The sequence below is a fragment of the Mycobacterium sp. 1245111.1 genome, from assembly GCF_001673405.1.
Taxonomy (GTDB): Bacteria; Actinomycetota; Actinomycetes; order Mycobacteriales; family Mycobacteriaceae; genus Mycobacterium.
The window spans coordinates 351,402-372,109 of record NZ_LZLV01000112.1 but is presented as its reverse complement, the minus strand read 5'-3'; the positions used below and the strand labels follow the sequence as shown (position 1 = coordinate 372,109).

General features: G+C 66.2%; 17 protein-coding genes. 6 read left to right on the top strand and 11 right to left on the bottom strand.

Going from position 1 to position 20,708, the window contains the following annotated elements; all coding sequences use genetic code 11:
* Positions 1-22 precede the first annotated feature (22 nt).
* Positions 23-1,051, bottom strand: a complete 1,029-nt coding sequence (locus tag A5658_RS18285) for a S1C family serine protease (protein ID WP_067338198.1) — start codon at positions 1,049-1,051, stop codon at positions 23-25.
* A gap of 95 nt (positions 1,052-1,146) precedes the next feature.
* Entirely contained in the window at positions 1,147-1,602 is a 456-nt protein-coding gene (locus tag A5658_RS18280) for a nuclear transport factor 2 family protein (RefSeq protein WP_067338195.1), read from the bottom strand.
* A gap of 65 nt (positions 1,603-1,667) precedes the next feature.
* On the opposite strand from A5658_RS18280, the gene A5658_RS18275 reads away from it, so the two are divergent.
* The 6 genes from A5658_RS18275 to A5658_RS18250 all read left to right on the top strand — a co-directional run bounded on the left by A5658_RS18275 (position 1,668) and on the right by A5658_RS18250 (position 7,803).
* Positions 1,668-2,429: an SDR family NAD(P)-dependent oxidoreductase gene (locus tag A5658_RS18275; RefSeq protein ID WP_067338191.1), complete on the top strand. Its 762-nt coding sequence runs from the start codon at positions 1,668-1,670 to the stop codon at positions 2,427-2,429.
* Between the two features lie 2 nt (positions 2,430-2,431).
* Entirely contained in the window at positions 2,432-2,836 is a 405-nt protein-coding gene (locus A5658_RS18270; protein ID WP_067338187.1) for a TIGR03668 family PPOX class F420-dependent oxidoreductase, read from the top strand.
* Between the two features lie 111 nt (positions 2,837-2,947).
* Positions 2,948-5,107 carry an elongation factor G-like protein EF-G2 gene (locus A5658_RS18265; RefSeq protein WP_067338183.1) on the top strand — a complete coding sequence of 720 codons (2,160 nt, stop codon included), beginning with the start codon at positions 2,948-2,950 and terminating at the stop codon, positions 5,105-5,107.
* Positions 5,108-5,398: 291 nt separating this feature from the next.
* A complete protein-coding gene (locus A5658_RS18260; protein WP_369830545.1) occupies positions 5,399-6,109 on the top strand; it encodes a L,D-transpeptidase family protein in 711 nt (236 codons plus the stop codon).
* A gap of 50 nt (positions 6,110-6,159) precedes the next feature.
* Complete coding sequence (locus A5658_RS18255) at positions 6,160-7,104, top strand: NADP-dependent oxidoreductase (RefSeq protein ID WP_067338180.1); 945 nt, start codon at positions 6,160-6,162, stop codon at positions 7,102-7,104.
* Between the two features lie 42 nt (positions 7,105-7,146).
* Positions 7,147-7,803, top strand: a complete 657-nt coding sequence (locus A5658_RS18250) for an O-methyltransferase (protein ID WP_067338177.1) — start codon at positions 7,147-7,149, stop codon at positions 7,801-7,803.
* Here the strand turns inward: A5658_RS18250 and A5658_RS18245 are convergent.
* From A5658_RS18245 to A5658_RS18205, 9 genes are all read right to left on the bottom strand, one after another.
* Positions 7,800-9,821, bottom strand: coding sequence for an acyltransferase family protein (locus tag A5658_RS18245; protein WP_067338573.1), 2,022 nt, complete (start codon positions 9,819-9,821; stop codon positions 7,800-7,802). The two genes, A5658_RS18250 and A5658_RS18245, sit on opposite strands and share 4 nt — an antisense overlap.
* Positions 9,822-10,139: 318 nt before the next feature.
* On the bottom strand, positions 10,140-11,300 hold the full coding sequence (locus A5658_RS18240) for an NDMA-dependent alcohol dehydrogenase (protein ID WP_255361351.1): 1,161 nt from the start codon (positions 11,298-11,300) through the stop codon (positions 10,140-10,142).
* The gene (locus A5658_RS18235; protein ID WP_067338173.1) at positions 11,297-12,733 is read right to left on the bottom strand and encodes an aldehyde dehydrogenase family protein; all 1,437 of its coding nucleotides are present in this window, start codon (positions 12,731-12,733) and stop codon (positions 11,297-11,299) included. The genes A5658_RS18240 and A5658_RS18235 overlap by 4 nt, the downstream gene beginning before the upstream one ends.
* Before the next feature lie 28 nt (positions 12,734-12,761).
* Positions 12,762-14,474: a thiamine pyrophosphate-binding protein gene (locus A5658_RS18230; protein ID WP_067338170.1), complete on the bottom strand. Its 1,713-nt coding sequence runs from the start codon at positions 14,472-14,474 to the stop codon at positions 12,762-12,764.
* Entirely contained in the window at positions 14,471-15,670 is a 1,200-nt protein-coding gene (locus A5658_RS18225; RefSeq protein ID WP_067338568.1) for a CaiB/BaiF CoA-transferase family protein, read from the bottom strand. Before A5658_RS18225 ends, A5658_RS18230 begins: the two co-directional genes overlap by 4 nt.
* A gap of 13 nt (positions 15,671-15,683) precedes the next feature.
* Positions 15,684-16,595 (bottom strand): SDR family NAD(P)-dependent oxidoreductase, encoded by a 912-nt coding sequence (locus A5658_RS18220; protein ID WP_067338167.1) that lies wholly within the window; start codon positions 16,593-16,595, stop codon positions 15,684-15,686.
* Positions 16,592-18,457 (bottom strand): NAD(P)/FAD-dependent oxidoreductase, encoded by a 1,866-nt coding sequence (locus A5658_RS18215; RefSeq protein WP_067338164.1) that lies wholly within the window; start codon positions 18,455-18,457, stop codon positions 16,592-16,594. The genes A5658_RS18220 and A5658_RS18215 overlap by 4 nt, the downstream gene beginning before the upstream one ends.
* 5 nt (positions 18,458-18,462) lie before the next feature.
* A complete protein-coding gene (locus A5658_RS18210) occupies positions 18,463-19,839 on the bottom strand; it encodes an SRPBCC family protein (RefSeq protein WP_067338161.1) in 1,377 nt (458 codons plus the stop codon).
* A complete protein-coding gene (locus A5658_RS18205; protein ID WP_067338155.1) occupies positions 19,839-20,684 on the bottom strand; it encodes an SDR family NAD(P)-dependent oxidoreductase in 846 nt (281 codons plus the stop codon). Before A5658_RS18205 ends, A5658_RS18210 begins: the two co-directional genes overlap by 1 nt.
* Between the last annotated feature and the right edge of the window lie 24 nt (positions 20,685-20,708).

The following is a 20,708-nucleotide window of genomic DNA, read 5'->3' as shown; positions in this document are numbered from 1 at the left end:
ACACGCTGAGCTGCGCGTTGGATCAGCCCGGCGGACCGTCCCCCAGTTGCACGTCGACGGAGCGGCCCTGCAGCCCCACGGTGACGTGGTCGCCGGGGTGGTGCTGATCGAGAATGTTCGTCAGCGCGGTGGCCGAGTTGACGGGTTGGCCGTTGATCGCGGTGATCACGTCGCCCGGGTTGAGCCCCGCGCCCGCGCCCGGACCGGTCGGGATGACCTGGCGGATGATGGCGCCCGCTCCGCCGCCCGCGTCGTTGACTCCGACGCCGAGGAACGCGGTGGGCCCGATGTGCACGGTCGCCGACGAGGCACCGGAGCGGATCTGCCCGGCGATGGCCATGGCCTCGTTGATCGGGATCGCGAAGCCCTGGCCGCGGCCGAGGTGGTAGTTCGACGTTGCGGCCGTGTTCAGGCCGACCACCTGGTTGGCCGCGTTGACCGTCGGGCCCCCGGAGTCGCCCGGGCGGATGTTGGCGTCGATCTGGATCAGGCCCGTCAACGTCTCGGTGCTGCCGGTCAGGGCGTCGTTGGCCGACACGGTCTGGCCGAGCGCGGAGACGCGTCCGTCCTCGACGCTCGGTGCCCCGCCGGCACCGCCGGCGTTACCCAGCGACACCACCGGGTCGCCCACATGCACGGTGTCCGAGTTGCCGATGTTGGCCACCGGAAGGCCGCCGCCGGCGAGTTGCAACACCGCGATGTCGTGCTGGCGGTCGAAGCCGATCACCGTGGCCGGAAAGGTCTGGCCGTTCGCGATGGACCGCGCGGTCAGATCGGTCGCGCCCGCGATCACGTGGTTATTGGTCAGGATGACGCTGGGGTCGATCACGATGCCGGTGCCGGCGCCGATCGCGCTCTGGAAGCCCAGCTTGGCGTCGATGTCGACGATCTGCGGACCCACCACCGCGCTGGCCGATGCCGCGTCCCGCGGGATCGGGGGCATCGTGGGCGACGCATTCGCCGGGACCGTCGCCAGCGTCAGCCCCGTCGCCGCCAACAGGCCGAGCAAGCTCAGCGACCTCCGCGGTTTGCGGCGGTGCGATCCGCTCATCCGTTACCTCCTGCATCAGTTACAGCCCGAATTAACCAGTTATCTAACCGTAGCCTGCGGCACCGAAACGGGCATATCGCTGTTTCCCGATCGCCTCAGCCTTTGGCCGCTGCGATCGGTCCGTGCAGGTGGTGGCTGACGTCGCCGACCATGTCCATCAGCGAGTAGTCGCGAAACACGAACCGCCATTCCCCGTCGACAAGCTGAAACTGGTCGTGATAGCGACCCGCGACGATCGGCTGCAGCGGAAAGTCACCGGTCTGCTGGAACACCGTGTAATAGCTGCGGCAGGTCGCGGTGCCGGCGGAGTCGTCCACCTCGATAATCGGGTTGGTGACAACGTGTTTGGTGCGCGGCGTGCCGTCCGGGTAGACCGTCACACCGGACTGCCACAACGTCAACATGGTGGCCGCATCGACCGTGCCGTCACCAGCACCGCCCACCCGCAGCCGAGCATGCTCGAAGAGCGCGGCCGCGCCGGCGAAGTCGCCGGTGTCCATGAATTCGGCGTAGCGATACAGCAGGTTGGCGATCTCCGTCTCGGCCGACATGCTGCTAGACGGTAGCTTCAAAGCTTTGGGCTGGACGGCAACTCGACGGCAAAGGTGTCTTATCCATGAGCGTTCTTGATTCATTCCGACTCGACGACAAAGTGGCGATCGTGACCGGCCCTTCGTCCGGGCTCGGTGTGTCGTTTGCCCAGGCCTTCGCCGAGGCCGGCGCCGACGTCGTGTTGGGTGCGCGCCGCGTCGAGCGACTGGCCGACACCGCGGCGCTCGTCGAAGCCGCTGGCCGCAAGGCACTGGCGGTCGCCACCGATGTCGGCGTGCCCGAGCAGGGCCAGGCGCTGGTCGACGCCGCGATACAAACGTTCGGCCGGGTCGACGTGTTGATCAACAACGCGGGCGTCGGAACCGCCGTCCCGGCCACCCGGGAGACGCCCGAGCAGTTCCGGTCGGTGATCGACGTCAACCTCAACGGTTCGTACTGGCTGGCGCAGGCCTGCGGCCGCGTCATGAAGCCCGGAAGCTCGATCATCAACATTGCCAGCGTTCTCGGGATCACCACCGCCGGTCTGCCGCAGGCCGCCTACAGCGCGAGCAAGGCGGCCGTCATCGGGCTCACCCGCGACCTGGCCCAACAATGGGGCTCGCGCAAAGGAATTCGCGTCAACGCGCTGGCTCCTGGATTCTTCAAGACCGAGATGACCGACGAATACCCGCCCGACTACCTGGACAGCCAGGCGCACCGACTGGTCCTCGGCCGCCTGGGGGACGACCGCGAACTCGCGGCCACCGCGGTGTGGCTGGCCTCGCCGGCCGGGGGCTACGTCACCGGGCAGACAATCGTCGTCGACGGCGGGCTCACCATCAACTAGTCATGAACTTCGACCCCGAGGCGCGATTCGCCCAGTCGCCGGTGGCCCGCCTGGCCACCGCCGGGGCCGACGGTCGTCCCCACCTGGTGCCGGTGGTGTTCGCCGTGGACGAGCAGGTCATCTACACCGCGGTGGACGCGAAACCCAAGACCACGCAACGACTGCGGCGGCTGGCCAATATCGAGCGCAACCCGCAGGTGAGCCTGCTGGTCGACCATTACGACGAGGACTGGACGCAGTTGTGGTGGGTCCGCGCCGACGGTGACGCCACGATCCACCGCGAGGGCGCCCCGATGCAGCTCGGACATCAGCTACTCCGCGCGAAATACTCTCAGTACCAGACGGTTTCACTGTCCGGTCCGGTGATCGCCGTCGCCGTGCGGCGCTGGAGCGGCTGGCACGGCTAAGCGCCGCCGCCGCACGATCCGCCTTCACCGCTCGTTCACCCTTGTGTTGGGCGGGCGCTAGGAGAAAAGTGGCATGCATCACGGTGACGCGGGACGCGAGGAGCGAACGTCATGGCAGATAAGTCCCACGGATCGCCCGGCGCGGGAGCCGCTCCCGCCGTAAATGATCCGGCCGCCGTCCGGAACGTGGTACTGGTCGGTCCCTCCGGCGGCGGGAAAACCACATTGGTCGAGGCACTGCTGGTCGCCTCGGGTGCATTGTCCAGACCCGGCTGCATCGCCGACGGCACCACGGTCTGCGACTACGACGACGCCGAAATCCGACAGCAGCGCTCGGTCAGCCTCGCGTTGGCTTCGCTGGCACACGACGGTGTCAAACTGAATCTCGTCGACACTCCCGGCTACGCCGACTTCGTCGGCGAACTACGGGCCGGTCTGCGCGCCGCGGATTGCGCCCTATTCGTGATCGCGGCCAACGAAGACGTCGACGAACCGACCAAGTCGCTGTGGCAGGAGTGCAGCCAGGTCGGAATGCCCCGGGCCGTGGCGATCACCAAGCTCGACCATGCCAGGGCCAATTACCAAAGTGCACTCGCCGCCGCCCAGAACGCATTCGGCGACAAGGTTTTACCGCTCTACTTCCCGACCGGCGACGGAGTCATCGGGCTGTTGTCGCAGACGCACTACGTATACGCCGATGGCAAGCGCACCACGCAGGCGCCGGATCCCTCCTACGCCGAGCAGATCGAGGAGGCCCGCAGCACCCTGATCGAGGGAATCATCGAGGAGTCCGAAGACGAATCGCTGATGGAGCGTTATCTGGGCGGCGAGAAGATCGACGAAGCCGTGCTGGTCGACGATCTGGAGAAGGCGGTCGCCCGCGGCTCCTTCTTCCCGGTGATACCCGTCTGCAGCAGCACCGGTGTCGGCACCCTGGAGATCCTCGAGGTCGCCGCCCGCGGATTCCCGTCTCCGCGCGAACACCCACTGCCGGAAGTCTTTACGTCACAGGGCGCCGCCTTCACCAAGGTGACGTGCGGCTCCGACTCGCCACTGTTGGCCGAGGTGGTGAAGACGACGTCCGATCCCTACGTCGGCCGGCTCAGCTTGGTGCGGATTTTCTCCGGGACCATCCGACCCGACACGACTGTTCATGTGTCGGGCCATTTTTCGTCGTTCTTCGGCTCGTCGGAGGATGCTGCACCGGATCCCCTGGCCGGCCACGCCGACCACGACGAGGACGAACGCATTGGCGCACTGTCCTTCCCGCTGGGCAAGCAACAGCGGCCCGCGTCGTTGGTGCTGCCGGGCGACATTTGCGCGATCGGACGATTGAGCCGGGCTGAAACCGGCGACACGCTGTCGGACAAGGCGCAGCCGCTGGTGCTCAAGCCGTGGACGATGCCGGAACCGTTGCTGCCGGTGGCTATTGCGGCGCACGCCAAGACCGACGAAGACAAACTGTCGGTGGGGCTGGGGCGATTGGCCGCCGAGGACCCGACTCTACGGATCGAGCAGAACCCAGAGACACACCAGATCGTGTTGTGGTGCATGGGCGAAGCGCATGCCGGTGTGGTGCTTGACGCGCTGGCCAACCGGTACGGCGTCGCCGTAGACACCGTCGAACTCCGGATACCGCTGCGAGAAACGTTCGGCAGCAAGGCGAAAGGCCACGGCCGGCACGTCAAGCAGTCGGGGGGACATGGCCAGTACGCGGTATGCGATATCGAAGTCGAGCCGCTGCCCGAAGGCTCGGGGTTCGAGTTCTGTGACAAGGTGGTCGGCGGCGCAGTGCCGCGCCAGTTCATCCCGAGCGTCGAAAAGGGGGTGCGCGCCCAGATGGAGAAGGGGGTGCACGCCGGTTATCCCGTCGTCGACATTCGGGTCACCCTGCTCGACGGCAAGGCACACAGCGTCGACTCCTCCGATTTCGCGTTCCAAATGGCCGGGGCGCTGGCACTGAAAGAGGCTGCGGCGGCAGCCCAGCCCGCTCTGCTCGAACCGATCGACGAGGTGTCGGTGCTGATACCCGACGACCTCGTCGGCGCGGTGATGAGCGACCTGTCCGGACGTCGCGGCCGGGTGCTGGGCACCGACACCGCCGGTAACGATCGCACGTTGGTGAAATCCGAGGTCCCACAGGTCGAATTGACTCGTTACGCAATCGATTTGCGTTCGCTGTCACACGGCGCGGCCTCGTTCACCCGCACCTTCGCCCGGTACGAACCGATGCCGGAATCTGCTGCGTCCCGGGTGAAGTCGGCGGGTTGACGCCGCATCGTCGCACAGCAGCCGCATAGGCAGCGTTATCCGCGCTTGCCACGCCGCGGCCGGCACGAGGTGGCGAAACCCCATCCTGACGAGTATTTGGCCCCTGATCTCGGGCGATGGTCGCCGCATCGGTGTCTCTATCCCGATTCGCGCAATAATACGCAGTTTGCTGAGCGTCGAATAGGGCATATTAGAGACATGACATGTGAGCGCGAGGGGCTCGCATCGGCTCGGAGGGTGGACACCGTGGGCAGAGCGCTTCGAACGGGTTGGCTGGCGTCATCGGTCGCCGTGCTGACCCTGGTGGGTTCGGCCGCCCCCAGCGTGGCCGCGATCGCACCCCCGACACCGGCTCCCGGCGTCGCATCGATTCAGCCGGCAACTGGCGCGGTCGTCGGTGTGGCCCACCCGGTGATCGTGACGTTCACCGCGCCGGTGGCCGACCGCGCCGCAGCCGAGCGGGCCATCAAAGTCACTGCGCCCAACCACGTCACGGGCCGCTTCGACTGGCCCGAACCGAACGTGGTCGAGTGGAAGCCGGACGGCTACTGGCCCACGCACAGTCACGTCGGCGTCCAGGTGCACGCGTTGTCCACCGGATTCGAGACCGGCGACCAGGTGGTCGGCACCGCCAGCATTTCCGCGCACACCTTCACGGTCACGCAGAACGGCGAGGTGTTGCGCACGATGCCGGCGTCGATGGGCAAGCCCAGTCGGCCGACGCCGATGGGCAACTTCTCCGCGCTGTCGAAAGAGCGCACGGTCGTTATGGATTCGCGCACGATCGGCATCCCGCTCGAGTCGTCGGACGGATACAAGATCACCGCGAGCTATGCCGTCCGGGTCACCTGGAGCGGCGTCTACGTGCACTCGGCGCCGTGGTCGGTGGACTCGCAGGGCTACGCGAACGTCAGCCACGGCTGCATCAACCTCAGCCCGGACAACGCCGCCTGGTACTTCGACACGGTGCACATCGGTGACCCGATCAACGTGGTGGCCTAGCCGTTTCGTGAGCCCGGAATACATCGGCGGGTGGCCGAGTTTCGGCCTGCATGGCAACGACACGCACACGCGCAGTCCGGTTCGACAGCTACGGCGGTCCTGACGTCCTGTACGTCGCCGACATCGACAGGCCTGTCCCTGCGGCCGGTGAGGTGCTCGTGGAGGTTCGGGCGGCCGGCATCAATCCCGGCGAAGCGGGTATCCGCAGCGGCGCGCTGCACGAGCGCTTTCCTGCCACCTTCCCGTCCGGCGAAGGCAGCGACGTAGCGGGGGTCGTCCTCGAGGTCGGTGCTGGGGTCAGCGACTTCGCCGTCGGCGACGAGGTGCTCGGGTTCAGCTTTCAGCGCTCGAGCCACGCGACCCACACCGCTGTCCCGGTCGACCAATTGATCCACAAGCCAACCGAATTGAGTTGGGAGGTCGCGGGTTCGCTCTACGTCGTCGGCGTCACGGCCTACGCCGCGGTCAACGCGGTGAAGCCGCAGCCGGGTGAGACGGTGGCGGTGTCCGCGGCCGCCGGTGGAGTCGGCAGCGTGGCGGTGCAACTGCTGGCGCTGCGGGGCGCGCGGGTGCTGGGCATCGCGTCGGCGGGCAACGCCGAATGGCTGCGCGCGCACAACGTCATACCGGTCGAGTACGGCGACGGGTTGGCCGAGCGCCTGCGGCAGGCCGCACCAGACGGCGTCGACGCGTTCATCGACCTGTTCGGTCCGGACTACGTCCAGCTCGCCGTCGATCTCGGTGTGCCGGTCGAGCGGATCAACACCATCATCTCGTTCGCCAAGGCCGCCGAGGTCGGCGCGAAGACCGAAGGCAGTGCTGAGGCGTCCACACCGGCGGTGCTGCAGGAGATTGCCGACCTGATCGCCTCCGGCGCACTGGACTTCGACGTCGCCAAGACTTACCCGTTGGACCGGGTCGTCGACGCATTCACAGATCTCGAGCGGCGGCACACCCACGGGAAGATCGTTCTGCTTCCACAGCAGGCCGGATAGGTAAGTGCCCGTTGGCGTTCATTAACGCCTAGGCTGGACGACATGGCTACCACACTGCGAGACCCCCGAGTCGCTGACACCCTGCACCGGATGTATGCCGAGTCGCAGGAGCAGATGGCGACGCTGCGCGAGCGGCGACCCAACATGTCCGCGGCCAGAACCGTACAGGAACGCGCCGACGCGATGAGCGAGTTCTACATCCCGGTCACACCGGAGGCCGGTCGGCTGCTGTATGCGCTGGCGCGGGCAACCAAGCCGGCCACCGTCGTCGAATTCGGTATGTCCTTTGGCATTTCGGCGCTGCACCTGGCATCAGCGGTGCGCGACAACGGCGCCGGCCGCGTGATCACGACCGAGATCAGCGACACCAAGATCGCCGCCGCCAAGCAGACTTTCACCGACACCGGCTTGGACGACCTGATCACCGTCCTGGAAGGCGATGCGCTGACCACGCTGGCGGAGTTGGACGGGCCGGTCGACTTCGTCCTGCTCGACGGGTGGAAAGAGCTGTACCTGCCGGTGATCAAGCTGCTGGAGCCGAAGCTGTCGCCGGGCGCGCTCGTCATTGCCGACAACACCGAGAGCGCGGATACCCGGACGTACCTCGACTATGTGCACGGCAACGAAAGTGGTTATGTGAGTTTCAATTTCGCGGTCCGCGAGAGCGACAGCATGGAGCTCAGCTGCTACACCGGCTAACGTGACGGCGGCGGCTTCAGCGATTGCTCGAGCCAGGGCGTCAGCCACTGCACGCCCTCCTCGGTCAAGTGCACTCCGTCACTGCGGACGTGGATGCCGTCGACGTCGGCGGTGTAGGTGCCGTCCGGGCACAACTTCTTCTTCAGGTCGAGGATACGAACGTCGGGGCGATCGCCAATCGTCTTGCCCAGCATGGTGTTCCATTCGTCGACCCGCTGGGGCTGATCCTCGGGATACAGGCTGCCATCCGGTCGTTCCCCACGTCGGCTGTAGGGCAGGTTCGCGACGGTCAACGGCGCACCGCTGAAGCTGAGGATGTTGATCGCCCGCGACAACTCGGCGCTGATGTAGGAGTCGAAGGCCGGGTCGCCGATATGGGTCCACCGTCCCTCGTTCACCCGGTCGACGGTCTCCCAGCGACCGATCACCAGCAGGACGGCGTCCGGCTGGTCGGCGGCGATCTGCGATGTCCAGCGGCCGGGCCAGTTTTCGCATTCGCTTTTCTGGTCCAGCGTCTGGCCGAGGTAGCTGTACGGGCCGCCGCGCACGAGGCTGCAGCCGATCACGGTGTGGTCGACGAACTGGAATCCCGGGGTCGGCGGCAGGAAGTGCATCATCGTCCAGCCGATCGAGTCGCCGAACACCGAGACGGTGAAGGGGCGGCGCGGGTCTCGTTTGGTGAGTGCCCGCGCGGGCCGGACGCCGTCCGGGGTCGACGGCGACACCACGGCGACCGGCGAGACCCCGGGCGGAAGGCTGGCGTCGAGCGCGCTGACCCCGTGCTTGGGAACGACCGGAACCACCAGCATGGTGATGGCCGCAGCGGTCGCCGCGGTGGCCCCGGCCAGCGGAAGCAACGGCACCTGGACCGGGCGCCACTTTCGGACCGGCTGCTCGATAGCCCACCACGACACCACCGAGACCGCCAGCGTGGCCGCGCACCTAACCGCGAACAACGACAGCCCGTGCCATCCGGTCCGCTGACCGTTGAGCACCAGGAAGATCGGCCAGTGCCACAGGTAGATGCCGTAGGAGATGCCGCCGAGCCAGGCCAGCGGGCCCCAGGCCAACGCTACGGCGACCGGTCCGCGTTGATCCAGCGCCACCGGGGCGATCACCAGTACCGCGGCGACGGCGACCCCGATCAGCAGGCCGCCGCGAAACTCGCGGGCGGTACCGGTGGCGGAGTGCACGGCCACTCCGAGCAGCGCCAGACCGAGCACGGGCAGCGACCGGGCTATCCACTTGCCGGTCCGGGAGCGGATCAGCGACCAGCCACGGTTCAGTGCCGGCCAGTCGCCGACCAGCAGCGCCGACGCCGCGGCTCCGACCAGCAGCGCCTGGGCCCGGGTGTCGGTGCCGAAGTAGACCCGGTCGCGGGTCGCGTTGGACGCGAGCAGGATGGCTGTCGCGGCCGAGCCCAGTGCTCCGAGCGTGGCCAGCAGGAACACCGTCAACCGGACCGCGCCGACGGTCGCCCTGGTACCGCGGCGCCGCGCGCGGGCCGCGAAGCCCACGGCAATCGCGACCAGGATCAGTGGCCAGGCGATGTAGTACTGCTCCTCCACGCCCAGCGACCAGGCGTGCTGTAGCGGCGATGGCGGGGTTCCCTGGGCGAAGTAGCCGGTCTTGTCGGCGACGAACATCCAGTTCGCTACCCAGAAAAAGGCGGCGACGGCGTCGTCGCGGAGGCTGGCGATTGCCTCGGGGGCAAAGAACTGGCGCCCGATGGCAACGGTCAGCACCATCAAGATCAGCGCCGGCAGCAGTCGGCGGGCCCGTCGAATCCAGAAGTTGGCCAGGTCGATCCGGCCCGTTCGGCCCAATTCGTCGAGCAGCAGCGAGGTGATCAGGAACCCGCTCAGCACGAAGAACACGTCGACGCCGAGGAATCCGCCCGACATGCCGGGGATGCCGCCGTGGTCGGCGAGCACCAGCCCGACCGCCACCGCGCGCAGCCCATCCAGCGCGCGGATACCGGGACGGCGTTCGTCACCGCCGTCGCTGGGCTTGCGGATCGGGCGGCTGGCCGGCGGCGGGGAAACCCATCGAGGCTTCCGAGCAGAATGAACCGGCACGGGGTACGCCCCGGCCGGTTCCATGTTCACCTCTCCAGCGCGCCGACCGGCTTCCTGGTCAGCGGCTTCTTTGGCGCCAATACTCGGGTGCCCCTCCCTGCTTGCTGCAGGGGTCAGTTTAGGTGCGGGCGGACCGCATAAGCGGCAGACACACGGGCCAGCGGCGGCCCGAAACATGATGGCCCAGAGGGTCGAACATGACACCGTTGGCATGCTCGACCAACCTGAACCATGCCATGGTTGGGTCCGTAGCGTTGGCTACTGGGCGTCGAAGTCGATGATTCCGCGGATGTTGCGGCCGTCGCGCAAGTCCACGAAAGCTTCGTTGATCTGCTCGAGCCGGTAATGCCGGGTGACCAGTTCGTCGAGCTTCAACGCGCCCGCTTGGTAGAGCGACAACAGCATCGGCACACTGGTACGCGGATTCATTCCGCCGTAGAGCGCGCCCCTGAGTTGCTTGGCCGACAGGGTCATCTCCTGCAGTACCATCGGCACCGCAGGTTCGGTGAATGGTGTGATTCCGGTGAGCACGCAGATTCCGCCTTTGCGAAGCAGCGCCATCGCCAACGGGATCAGGTCCACGTGCACCACCCCGGGGCATATGACGACGCGGTCGGCCATGAGGCCGGCGGTGATTTCGCGCACCAGCGGTATCGCTGCCTCCGCGGACACCGCGCTGTGCGTGGCGCCGAAGATCTTGGCCGAATCGCGCTTGGACTCAACCGGATCCACGGCGACCACATATTTGGCGCCAACGGCGCGCGCCCCTTGCAGGGCGTTCATCCCGACACCACCGGCGCCGATGACGACCACCGTGTCGCCGGGTTCGGTCTCGGCCGACACCGTCGCCGAACCCCAGCCGGTGCTGACTCCGCACGACACCAGTGAGGCGGCATGAAACGGAATCGATTCGTCGATCTTGATGACGGACTTCTCCGACAAGACCGCATATTCGGCGAAAGTGCCGAGTTGTCCATAGGCCAAGAGGTTTTCGTCGCCGAGATGCCGACGGCAGGTGCCGTCGGTCGGCATCTCACGGACGAAGAGGCTGGCTCCGATATCGCAGATGTAGCTCTGCCCGTTGACGCAGAACCGGCAACTGCCACACGCCGGGATGAACGACAGCGCGACGTGGTCACCCGGCTGCACCGCGGTGACTCCCGGCCCGACCTCCGCGACAACACCAGCGCCTTCGTGGCCACCGAGCAGCGGGAACCAGTCCGGCCCGGGCTGCCCGCTCGCGGCCAACACCTCGGCCGTCGGCACCACGTCGCCGGTGAACAAGTGGTCGTCGGAGTGGCAGATTCCGGCGACGGCCATTCGCACCAGCACCTCGCCGGCGCGGGGTGGATCAAGAGCGATCTCGCGGATCTCCCAGTCCATGCCGACACCGCGAATCACGGCGGCGCGACATTTCATTGCGCCGCAGCGCCTGGTGCGTAGCCCAAAAGGCTTTTCACTTCCAGATATTCGTGGAACCCGAACTCGCTCCACTCCCGGCCGTTGCCGCTGCGCTTGTAGCCGCCGAAGGGCGCGTTCATGTCGAATGCGTGGTTGATCGTGACCCAGCCCGCGCGAATTCTGCGGGCAACCCGGCGAGCGGTGTCGAGGTCGGCTCCGGAGACGAAGCCGGCGAGGCCGTACTCGGTGTCGTTGGCGATCTCGATGGCGTGGTCGATGTCGTCGTAGCCGAGAATGCACAGCACCGGCCCGAAGATTTCTTCACGCGCGATCGTCATGTCATTGGTGACATCGGCGAAGACGGTCGGTTTGACGTAGTAGCCCGTTTCCAGACCCGGCGGCCGGCCCGGACCTCCGATCACCAGCGTCGCGCCCTCGTCGACGCCCCTCTGAATCAAGCGCTGGACCTTCTCGAACTGCGCCCTCGAGGCCACCGGCCCGATCGTCGTACCGGCATCGGGGCGGCCCACCGTGACCTGTTCGGCCGCCTTCCGCGCGATCGAAATAGCCTCGTCCATACGAGATTTCGGGACCAGCATGCGCGTCGGTGCGTTGCAGCTCTGCCCAGAGTTCGGCATCATGTTGGTCACGCCGGCGCTGACAGCATCGGCAAAGCCACTGTCGTCGAGGACGATGTTGGGGCTCTTGCCGCCGAGCTCCTGGGTCACCCTTTTTACTGTCGGCGCAGCGAGCTTGGCCACCTCGACACCGGCACGCGTCGAGCCAGTGAACGACACCAGGTCGACATCGGGGTGGCTCGCCAGCGCCACGCCGACGCCCGGGCCGTCGCCGTTGACCAGATTGAAGACCCCGGGCGGCACGCCCGCAGCGTCCAGGATCTCCGCGAAGATGTACGGCGAAAACGGTGCCACCTCAGAGGGTTTGAGCACGACGGTGCAGCCGGTGGCCAACGCCGGGTAGACCTTCACCGCGACCTGGTTGATCGGCCAGTTCCAGGGAGTGATCAGCCCGCAAACGCCGATCGGCTCCTTGGCAATCAGGCTGTCCCCGCGTTGTTCCTCGAACGCGAAGTTCTTCAGCGCATCGATGGCCGTGTGCAGGTGCCCGATCCCGAGGAAGACCTGCGGCCCCGCTGCCAGCGACGCGGGCGCACCGATTTCCGCGGTGACCGCCTCGGCGAGGTCGTCCGAGCGCTTCTGATACTCGGCGAGGATGGCCTGCAACAGATCCAGTCGCTGTTCGCGCGTTGTCTGCGACCAGCCGCTGAATGCCCGCCGGGCGGCGTTGACCGCCAGGTCGACGTCGGCCGCGGAGCCCAGCGAGATCTTCCCGGATATCTGCTCGGTCGCCGGGTTTTCCACGTCGAACGGATTGGGCCGCAACGGGTCGACCCATTGTCCGTCGATGTAGAACTTCAAGTATTCGCGCATGGCTTGCACTCTTCCTTACTCGCAGCGCTTACTGGGTGCCTTCGGCATACCAGGTGCGGAATCGGTCGTATTTGGGCATCTCTTCGGAATTGGCCTTCGGGTCGATGCAGACGTGCACCACACCGACTTTGCCGCTGGCGTAAGCCCGGGCGATGGCCGGTCCGATCTCGTCGTCCTTTTCTACGTACTCGCCGTGACACCCGAAGCCCTCCGCGACCTTGTCCATCCGGACGTCCTTGCTCCAATGCACGCCGGGCTGTGGTGACGGCTGCTCGAACGTGCGCTTGTAGACGCCTACTTCGAGACCCCACTGATGGTCGACACCGACTACGCATACCAGCGGAAGCTGCAGTCGCGCCGCGGTTTCCAATTCGGCGATATGGAAGAGAAATGCTGAGTCACTGGTCAGCAGCATCACCGGCCGCTTGCCGCCCTCGGCGACCGATGCTCCGACCGCGTACGGCAGCCCGGTGCCGAGGTGGCCGAAGTTCTGGTTCCAGATGACATCCCGCGGCTTGGACTGTGAGTACGTCCACTGGAAGATAACGGTCGCGCCGCCGTCCCGGACCAAGATGCCGTCCTCGAGCTCGTTGAACGCCTTGGTGGCCTCAACGACGTAGCGCGCCGGGTGAACCGGCGAACGTCCCGACGGCGCACTGACGGCGAGCTGCGCGAGTTCCTCGGCGTCGGCGTTGACCAACTTCTCGAGATTGGCCGCTCGCGTGCGCGGCGTATCCCGCAGCGCGTCGACGAGTTGCGGCACGACACCGCGCAGATCGCCCACCAGCGGCACGTCGAATTGTCGGTTGACGCCGATCGCGGCCGGATCCTGCTCGACGTACACCCATTTGCGGTTCGCATCGTTGCCGGCCCAATGCTGGGTCCGGCCGTAGTGCATGGGCTCTCCGAGTTCGGTTCCCAGCGCTACACACAGGTCGGATTCCTCGACTGCCTCGTTGGCCGCCGGGGAGAACAGGTAGGGGAAGGTTCGCTCCTGCAGACCCGGGATGTACGACGTACCCCCGGAGGTCTGGATGACCGGGCAGGCCATCAAGTCGGCGAGCTCCTTCACCGCAGGTCCGGTGCGCGACGTGTGTACGCCGTGGCCCACCAACAGAATCGGGCTCTTCGCTTCGCGAATCAGTTTCACGGCCTCGGCGACTTCAGGCGCGCCAGCTCCTTGGTTCACCAGCCGATACCTGTTGGACGGCAAGGGATCCGGAACGTCGAGCTCTTCGAGAATCACATGGGATGGGTACTCGACGTAGACCGGACCGGGCGTGCCGGACATGGCCTGGCGGATCGCTTCGTGGATGATTTCGTCGGTCTGGTCGGCGTACTCGATCGAGGCGCTGTACTTCACCGATGCCGCGAACAGCGGTTCCTGCCGGACGAATTGGATGCGACCGCGCCGCACCCGGCGTTCGGTGATGCGGGCCCGCTGGCCGCCGAGAAAGATCACTGGCGAGTTCTCCACTTTCGCGCACTGGATCGCGCCCGCGATGTTCGCCATCCCCGGCCCGAGCGTGCCGATGCACAGACCGGGCCTACCCGTCATGCGCGATGCCGCCTCGGCCATGAACCCCGCGCTGAGCTCGTGATGGGGAGCGACCACCGACCACCCACGAGCATCGGCCTCGGCAAACATGTGCACGAAGTTGGGGTCCGGGATGCCGAACAGAGTATTGACGCCCTCGACCTCAAACAGGTCGAGAATACGCTTGTAGACGGGCACAGTCATTGTTGAGGTTCTTTCTTCTCGCGAGCAGACGCAAAATTGTGCTCTGGCAGGCTATTTCGTGCGACTTTGGGACTGCTCGCGTCGATTTCGGCGAGCACTTCTGTGGTGTCGGCGCCGAGTTCCGGCGCCGGCCCTGCCACGCGACCCGGCGTCCGCGAGAACCACGTGGGCACGCCGGGGAAGCGCACGGGTCCGTGCGGGGTCTCGACCGTCTCGAACATGCCGACGGCGTTCAGATGCGGATCGTTGAACAGTGCGCCGGGGGTGTTCAGTGGCGCGGCGGGTATCTCGAGTTCGCCTAGCAGCGCCAGCCATTCGGCGGTGGACCGCTCCTTCATCGTCTCGGCCACCAGGCCGTAGACCGTGTCGATCTCGCGGGCCCGCTGTTCGAGCGTTGCATACCGCTCGCTGAACCACGGCGGCTGCACGGCTTTCATAAACGCGTTCCAGTGCTTGTCGTTGTAGATCAGTGCGGCGATATGGCCGTCGCTAGTGCGATACGGACGTCGGTTGGGCGCCACGGTACGCGGATACACGGCGGGTCCAAGCGGTGGATCGAACAGGGCACCGTTGGCGTGCTCGACGAGAATGAACGAGGCCATGGTCTCGAACATCGCGACCTCGACCTCTTGCCCCTCCCCAGTGCGCTCGCGATGAAACAGCGCCATCATCGTCGCGTAGAGCGCGGTCAGGCCGCCGACCTTGTCGGCCATGATGGTGCCGACGAAGTCCGCCTGACCGGTCAATTGCTCTTGCACCGCCGGCAGACCGCACTCGGCCTGGATCGTGTCGTCATAGGCGGGACGGTCGCGGTCCGGACCCCGCCGGCCGTATCCGTAGCAATTCGTGTAGACGACCGACGGATTGATCGCTGCGACGTCGTCATAACCGAAGCCGAGCTTGGTGATTGCCTTCGCGCGCATCGAGTGGATGAATACGTCGGCGGTTTCGATCAAGGCCCGCAGCGCGGCAGATCCGGCGTCAGTCTGCAGGTCCAGCACGACGCTGCGCTTGCCGCGGTTGACGTTGACGAATACTCCGCTCATGCCCGGTGCCGGGCCCACCGAGATGTAGCGGGTGTTATCCCCTTGCGGGGGCTCGACTTTGATGACGTCGGCGCCCATGTCGGCCATGATCTGCGTGCAGTACGGCCCCATCACCATCGCGGTCAGATCGACCACGCGCACGCCGGCCAGCGGGCCGGTCGGGCTAGCCATGGTGCGCCAATTCGAAGCTGTACCGGATGTGCGCGTTGTGGCCGTCGGGCACGACGGGAAAGATCAAGGGCGCCTCGATGTTCCGGATCTCGTCGAGCTGCTCGGCGATGTCCTCGAGCGTCCACGACGGCCGGTACACGCCGCGGCTTTCGGCGATGACCGCCCGGGCCACCCGGCCCGCTAGCGCGACGTACAGCTCGCCGGTCACCGAACACGATTCGTGTGCCAGCCAGCCCACCACGGGCGCAACGAGATCCGGCCCCATCGGCGGGTAGTCCGAGGTGTCGATGCCGGCGGCCATCCTGGTCACCGCCGCGGGCACGATCACGTTGCACGTCACGCCGTCGGGGGCGCCCTCCAGCGCCGCGACGTTGGCCAGTCCGATCACGCCGGCCTTGGCCGCGGCGTAGTTGGCGACGTTGTGGTTGCCGTACAGCCCGCCGATCGACGACGTCAGCACGATGCGGCCGTAGCCCGCCTCGCACATGTGCGGGAATGCCTGCCGCACAACGTTGAATGCCCCCCGCAGGTGTACGTCGAGCACCGCGTCGAAGTCCTCGTAGGTCATCTCCTTGAGCGAGCCGCGGCGCACGTTGCCGGCGTTGTGGATCAAGACGTCGATGCGGCCGTAGTGGTCCAGCGCCGTCCCGATGATCGCGGCGGCGCCGTCAGTGGTGGCCACCGACTCGGTGCACGCGATGGCCTCGCCGCCGCCCGCCCGGATGTCCTTGACCACCTGCTGGGCGGGTGCGGCGTCCACCCCGTCGCCGGCCAGGCTGCCGCCATGGTCGTTAACGACGACCTTTGCCCCGCGCTCGGCGAGCAGCCGCGCGTAGGCGCACCCCAGCCCGCGGCCGGCGCCGGTGACGACGGCTACGCGGTCGTCGAACCGCAACTCGCTCACGACAGTTCGAGACCTTCCAAGTCGCCCTTGGCGCGCCACTCGGCGATCAGGTCACCGAACGCGTAAAAGCCCGGCGAGTAGAAATCACCGAGGAACGCACCATTGTCCTTGGCGCCACCCGCACCTTCGTTGTTGTAATAGCCCGGAGTGCAGGACATCTCAAACGCCGAGTTATCGATCGCGAGTTCGGCGACCGTCCTGACCCAGCCGTCTTGGCCCTCCTGACTGGGTTCAACGGTTGTCGCACCGCGTTTCTGCGCTTCGGCGATGATGTAGGCGATGTGCTCGGCCTGTTGCTCGAACATCGCAGTGGTGTTGGCCGAGACGCCGCCCTGAATGAAGCCTGTGAAGAACTGGTTGGGGAATCCGCGGGTGGTCATGCCATGCAACGTCTGGTACCGGTCGTGCCAGTAGTCGAACAGCGACAGCCCGTCGCGACCCTCGATGACGTCGACCGCAAAGCGCCGACTGATCTCGGTGGAGATCTCAAATCCACTGGCGAATACGACGCAATCTACTTCGTATTCAACGCCGTTGGCGACGATGCCCTTATCCGTCAGGCGTTCCACGCCCTTGGATTCCGACACGTCCACCAACGTCACATTGGGCAGATTGAACGTCGGCAGGTACGTCTCGCTAGAACACGGGCGTTTGCACATGAAGCGGTAGTACGGCTTGAGCGCCTCGGCGGTGTCGGGGTCGTTGACCAGGTCGGCCACCCGGTGCCGCAGCCGCTCCATGATCTTGTAGTCCTCTTCCTCCCGGATCGCCATGATCTCCTCGACTCCCAGCGAGGCGGGATCCGGGCTCGCTGCAATGCGGGCGCTCATGTTGCGGCCCAACTCGGTCCAGAAGTCACACACCAGATCCGGTTCGCCGAAGACCACGCCGACAAACGGTGACCAGTTGTGGAAGTTCCGCTTGCGCTCCTCCTGCCAACCGGGCTGCAGGGTCGCCGCCCAGGCCGGATCGGTGGGCGTGTTGGCCCGCATGTCCACCGATGACGGAGTGCGCTGAAACACGAAGAGCTGCTGGGCGTCCCGGCCGAGATGTGGCACCAGCTGAACGCCGGTAGCCCCCGTGCCGACGAGTGCGACCCGCTTGTCGCCCAGCCTGTCCAGACCACCGTTGGCATCGCCGCCGGTGTAGTCGAAGTCCCAGCGCGCGGAATGGAACGCGTGGCCGCCACCGTCCAGGTACTCCTTGATACCGGGGATGCCGGGCAGCTTCGGCTTGTTGTACGAGCCCTGCGCCATCACCACGAACCGCGCCCGGATGTCGTCGCCGCGGTTGGTGCTCAGCCGCCAGCGCTTGCTGCCCTCGTCCCAGCGCATGGTCTCGACCTGGGTCGAGAAGATGGCGCCGTCGTAGAGGTCGAAGTGTTTGCCCATGGCCTGGCAGTGCGCGAAGATCTCCGCTCCGTCGGCGAACTTTTTACTCGGCAGGAAGTCGAGTTCCTCGAGCATCGGGATGTAGCAGTAGGCGTCGTTGTCGCACTGGATGCCCGGAAAGCGGTTCCAGTACCACACGCCGCCGAAGTCCCCGGCCATGTCGATGATCCGAACATCTTGCACGCCAGCTTTTTTCAGATACGCGCCCGACAACAATCCGGCGAACCCGCCGCCCAGGACGGCCACCTCAATGTCTTCGTCGATCGGTGCGCGGTCGGCCGCCGGGGTGTACGGGTCTACCTCGTAGAGGTCGGCCAGGTCGCCGTCGAGTTCGAGGTACTGCGCACCGGCCTCCTTGCGTAGGCGCTTCGCACGTTCCTGCGCATACTTGGCCCGCATCGCGTCGATGTCGACGTCCTGCGGTACGTCAGTGGGCCCGCAGGCGTCAGGCCGCCCATCAAACGGGGTCATCTATCTCAAAGCTCCTGTGGTTCGCCGGTTCCCATGTATTTCGACAACTGGTAGTGCAGGTTCACGGTGCTGCGCTCGCGGTACGGATTGGGCCTGGTGCCCGGGAAGCCAAGGGACTTCATGCCTTGCTGGACGGCCGCCATGTTGGAGAAGTCCTGCGGTAGCACCGACCTCCACCTGGGGTCGCCAACCGGGGTGTACTCCCATTCGGTCTGCGGCTCTTCGCCTTTCGGATACAGCTCGAAAACCGACACCTCGAAGATGCACTTGTCCGGGTTGTAGCTGGGGTGCGGCCGAGCGCCGTAGCAGAGCGCGCTGGTCAAGCCCTGGCCGATTTGAAAGTTCGGGAAGATCTGCCAGGCGGTGCCAGCCTGCCCCAGAATGTCGGCGGGAATCGTCGGCCAGACCACCCCGCGGGCCGCGTCGTCGCGCCGCGCCGACGCCAGCCAGTGCTCGAGAACCTTGTCGGCCGGTGTCCCCTCAGGCAACTCGTCGACCAGTCGCTTGGCCGCGTTCACCAACGTCTGGGTGGTGGTGGCGTTGGTTTCCTCCATCGTGTAGACCTGCATCTCCGCGGTGGATATCCGCGGGTCGGCCCCGGTGCCGAGGCGGATCTTGGACTTGGTGGCCTCCATGTCCTCGGGTGCGTCGTAGCCGATATGGCTGTGCCGCCCTTGTGCTTTCGCCCAGCCCTTGAATTCACCGAACTTGTTGAACTCGGGGTGCGTGGTGAACACGTGGTAGGTCTCGTTGAAGGCCTCCAGCGCGACTTTCCAGTTGCAGTCGAAGGACAGCCACCTGCGCCACTTGTACCGCATGTTCTCCAGACCGAATGGGTCGAGAATCTTGGCGGCGGGGAACAGGAAATCGGCCAATGGCTCGCAGTCGGGGTCCATGTTGATCCACAACCAGCCACCCCAGGTCTCGACTCTGACCGGCCGAAGGTGGGTGTTGTCGGCCGTCAGCGTGTCCTGCCAGTCCTGGCGTTCGCGGATGTGCGTGCACGCGCCGTCCAGGCCGTAGGTCCAGCCGTGGAACCCGCACACGAACGACTTTCGCGTTCGGGCACAGGCATTCTTGGCGCCCTCGGGCGTGTCGATCAGCCGTCGTCCGCGGTGCATGCAAACGTTCTGGTGAGCGTGGAACTCGTTCGCGCCGGTACGCACGACGATGATCGAGTCGTCGAGGATGTCGTAGGTCAAGTAGCTGCCCACCTCGGGTAACTCTTCGACCCGGCCGACCTGCTGCCAGACCTTGCGCCACAGCTTGTCACGCTCGGCGCGCGCGTAGTCCTCGGAGACGTAGGCCTCGACACCGATCGTCATCGGTCGTGAAAGTTCCTCGACTGCTTCGGAATTCACGTCTTTGGCTACGTCGGTCATCAGGTTCTCCTTATCGCCGCTCGGAAGGAGTCGTCTTTGAGGAAGAGCGAGGTGTTGTCGGCGCCGAGGTGTGACCATTTGAGGTCAAGGCCGCCGTCAACCAGCAACGTCTGGCCGGTGATGTAGCTGGACAGGTCGGACAGCAGGAACAGGATCGCGCCGGCGATCTCCTCGGGGCGGCCCCGCCGCCCCATCGCGATGGCCTTGCGATCACGCTCGGGGTCGTCGTCGGTGTAGGTGAGCGAGGCCGGAGTCGCGGTGACGCCGGGCGCGACCGCGTTCACCCGGATCTCGTCGAGGGCGAGTTCGACGGCCATGGTGCGGGTCATCGCGGTGATCGCCGCTTTAGCGGTGCCGTAGGCGATGTGAAACGGCGCGGTGTTCATCCCGCTGATCGAGGAGATCGACACGATCGACCCGCGGCGGTTACGGGATTTCAGCTCCGCGGCCACCGCCTGGCTCATGAAGAACGCGGTCTCCAGGTTCTGGGTGAACAGGTCCCGCCAGTCGCTGCGGTTCACCCGGGTCGACGGCATCCAGGTCTCCGGCGCGGCGCCGCCCGCCACGTTGACCAACCCATGCAGGTCGCCGTCGGCGGAGGCGGCCGCCTCGATGGTGGCGGCCACGCCGTCCTCGGTCGCGACGTCCGCGGCGACCGGAACGACGGGGAGTCCGCGGTCGGCCAGCGGGGTGATGTGGTTGTCGAGATTGTCTTTACCCCGGCTGACCGCGATCACGGTCGCACCGGCCTCGGCGACCATGCGAGCGATGGTGGTCCCGATGCCGCCGCCGGCCGCGCCAGCCACCACGACCACCCGGTCCTGCAGTCCGAGGCAACTATCCATGACTTTTGTCCGGACAAAATAGCG

What these genes read in the sequence shown, in the direction of transcription:
- A5658_RS18285 (WP_067338198.1), bottom strand. Translation starts at nt 1,051, where the DNA reads ATGAGCGGATCGCACCGCCGCAAACCGCGGAGGTCGCTGAGCTTGCTC.
- A5658_RS18280 (WP_067338195.1), bottom strand. Translation starts at nt 1,602, where the DNA reads ATGTCGGCCGAGACGGAGATCGCCAACCTGCTGTATCGCTACGCCGAA.
- A5658_RS18275 (WP_067338191.1), top strand. Translation starts at nt 1,668, where the DNA reads ATGAGCGTTCTTGATTCATTCCGACTCGACGACAAAGTGGCGATCGTG.
- A5658_RS18270 (WP_067338187.1), top strand. Translation starts at nt 2,432, where the DNA reads ATGAACTTCGACCCCGAGGCGCGATTCGCCCAGTCGCCGGTGGCCCGC.
- A5658_RS18265 (WP_067338183.1), top strand. Translation starts at nt 2,948, where the DNA reads ATGGCAGATAAGTCCCACGGATCGCCCGGCGCGGGAGCCGCTCCCGCC.
- A5658_RS18255 (WP_067338180.1), top strand. Translation starts at nt 6,160, where the DNA reads ATGGCAACGACACGCACACGCGCAGTCCGGTTCGACAGCTACGGCGGT.
- A5658_RS18250 (WP_067338177.1), top strand. Translation starts at nt 7,147, where the DNA reads ATGGCTACCACACTGCGAGACCCCCGAGTCGCTGACACCCTGCACCGG.
- A5658_RS18240 (WP_255361351.1), bottom strand. Translation starts at nt 11,300, where the DNA reads ATGAAATGTCGCGCCGCCGTGATTCGCGGTGTCGGCATGGACTGGGAG.
- A5658_RS18235 (WP_067338173.1), bottom strand. Translation starts at nt 12,733, where the DNA reads ATGCGCGAATACTTGAAGTTCTACATCGACGGACAATGGGTCGACCCG.
- A5658_RS18230 (WP_067338170.1), bottom strand. Translation starts at nt 14,474, where the DNA reads ATGACTGTGCCCGTCTACAAGCGTATTCTCGACCTGTTTGAGGTCGAG.
- A5658_RS18215 (WP_067338164.1), bottom strand. Translation starts at nt 18,457, where the DNA reads ATGACCCCGTTTGATGGGCGGCCTGACGCCTGCGGGCCCACTGACGTA.
- A5658_RS18210 (WP_067338161.1), bottom strand. Translation starts at nt 19,839, where the DNA reads ATGACCGACGTAGCCAAAGACGTGAATTCCGAAGCAGTCGAGGAACTT.
- A5658_RS18205 (WP_067338155.1), bottom strand. Translation starts at nt 20,684, where the DNA reads ATGGATAGTTGCCTCGGACTGCAGGACCGGGTGGTCGTGGTGGCTGGC.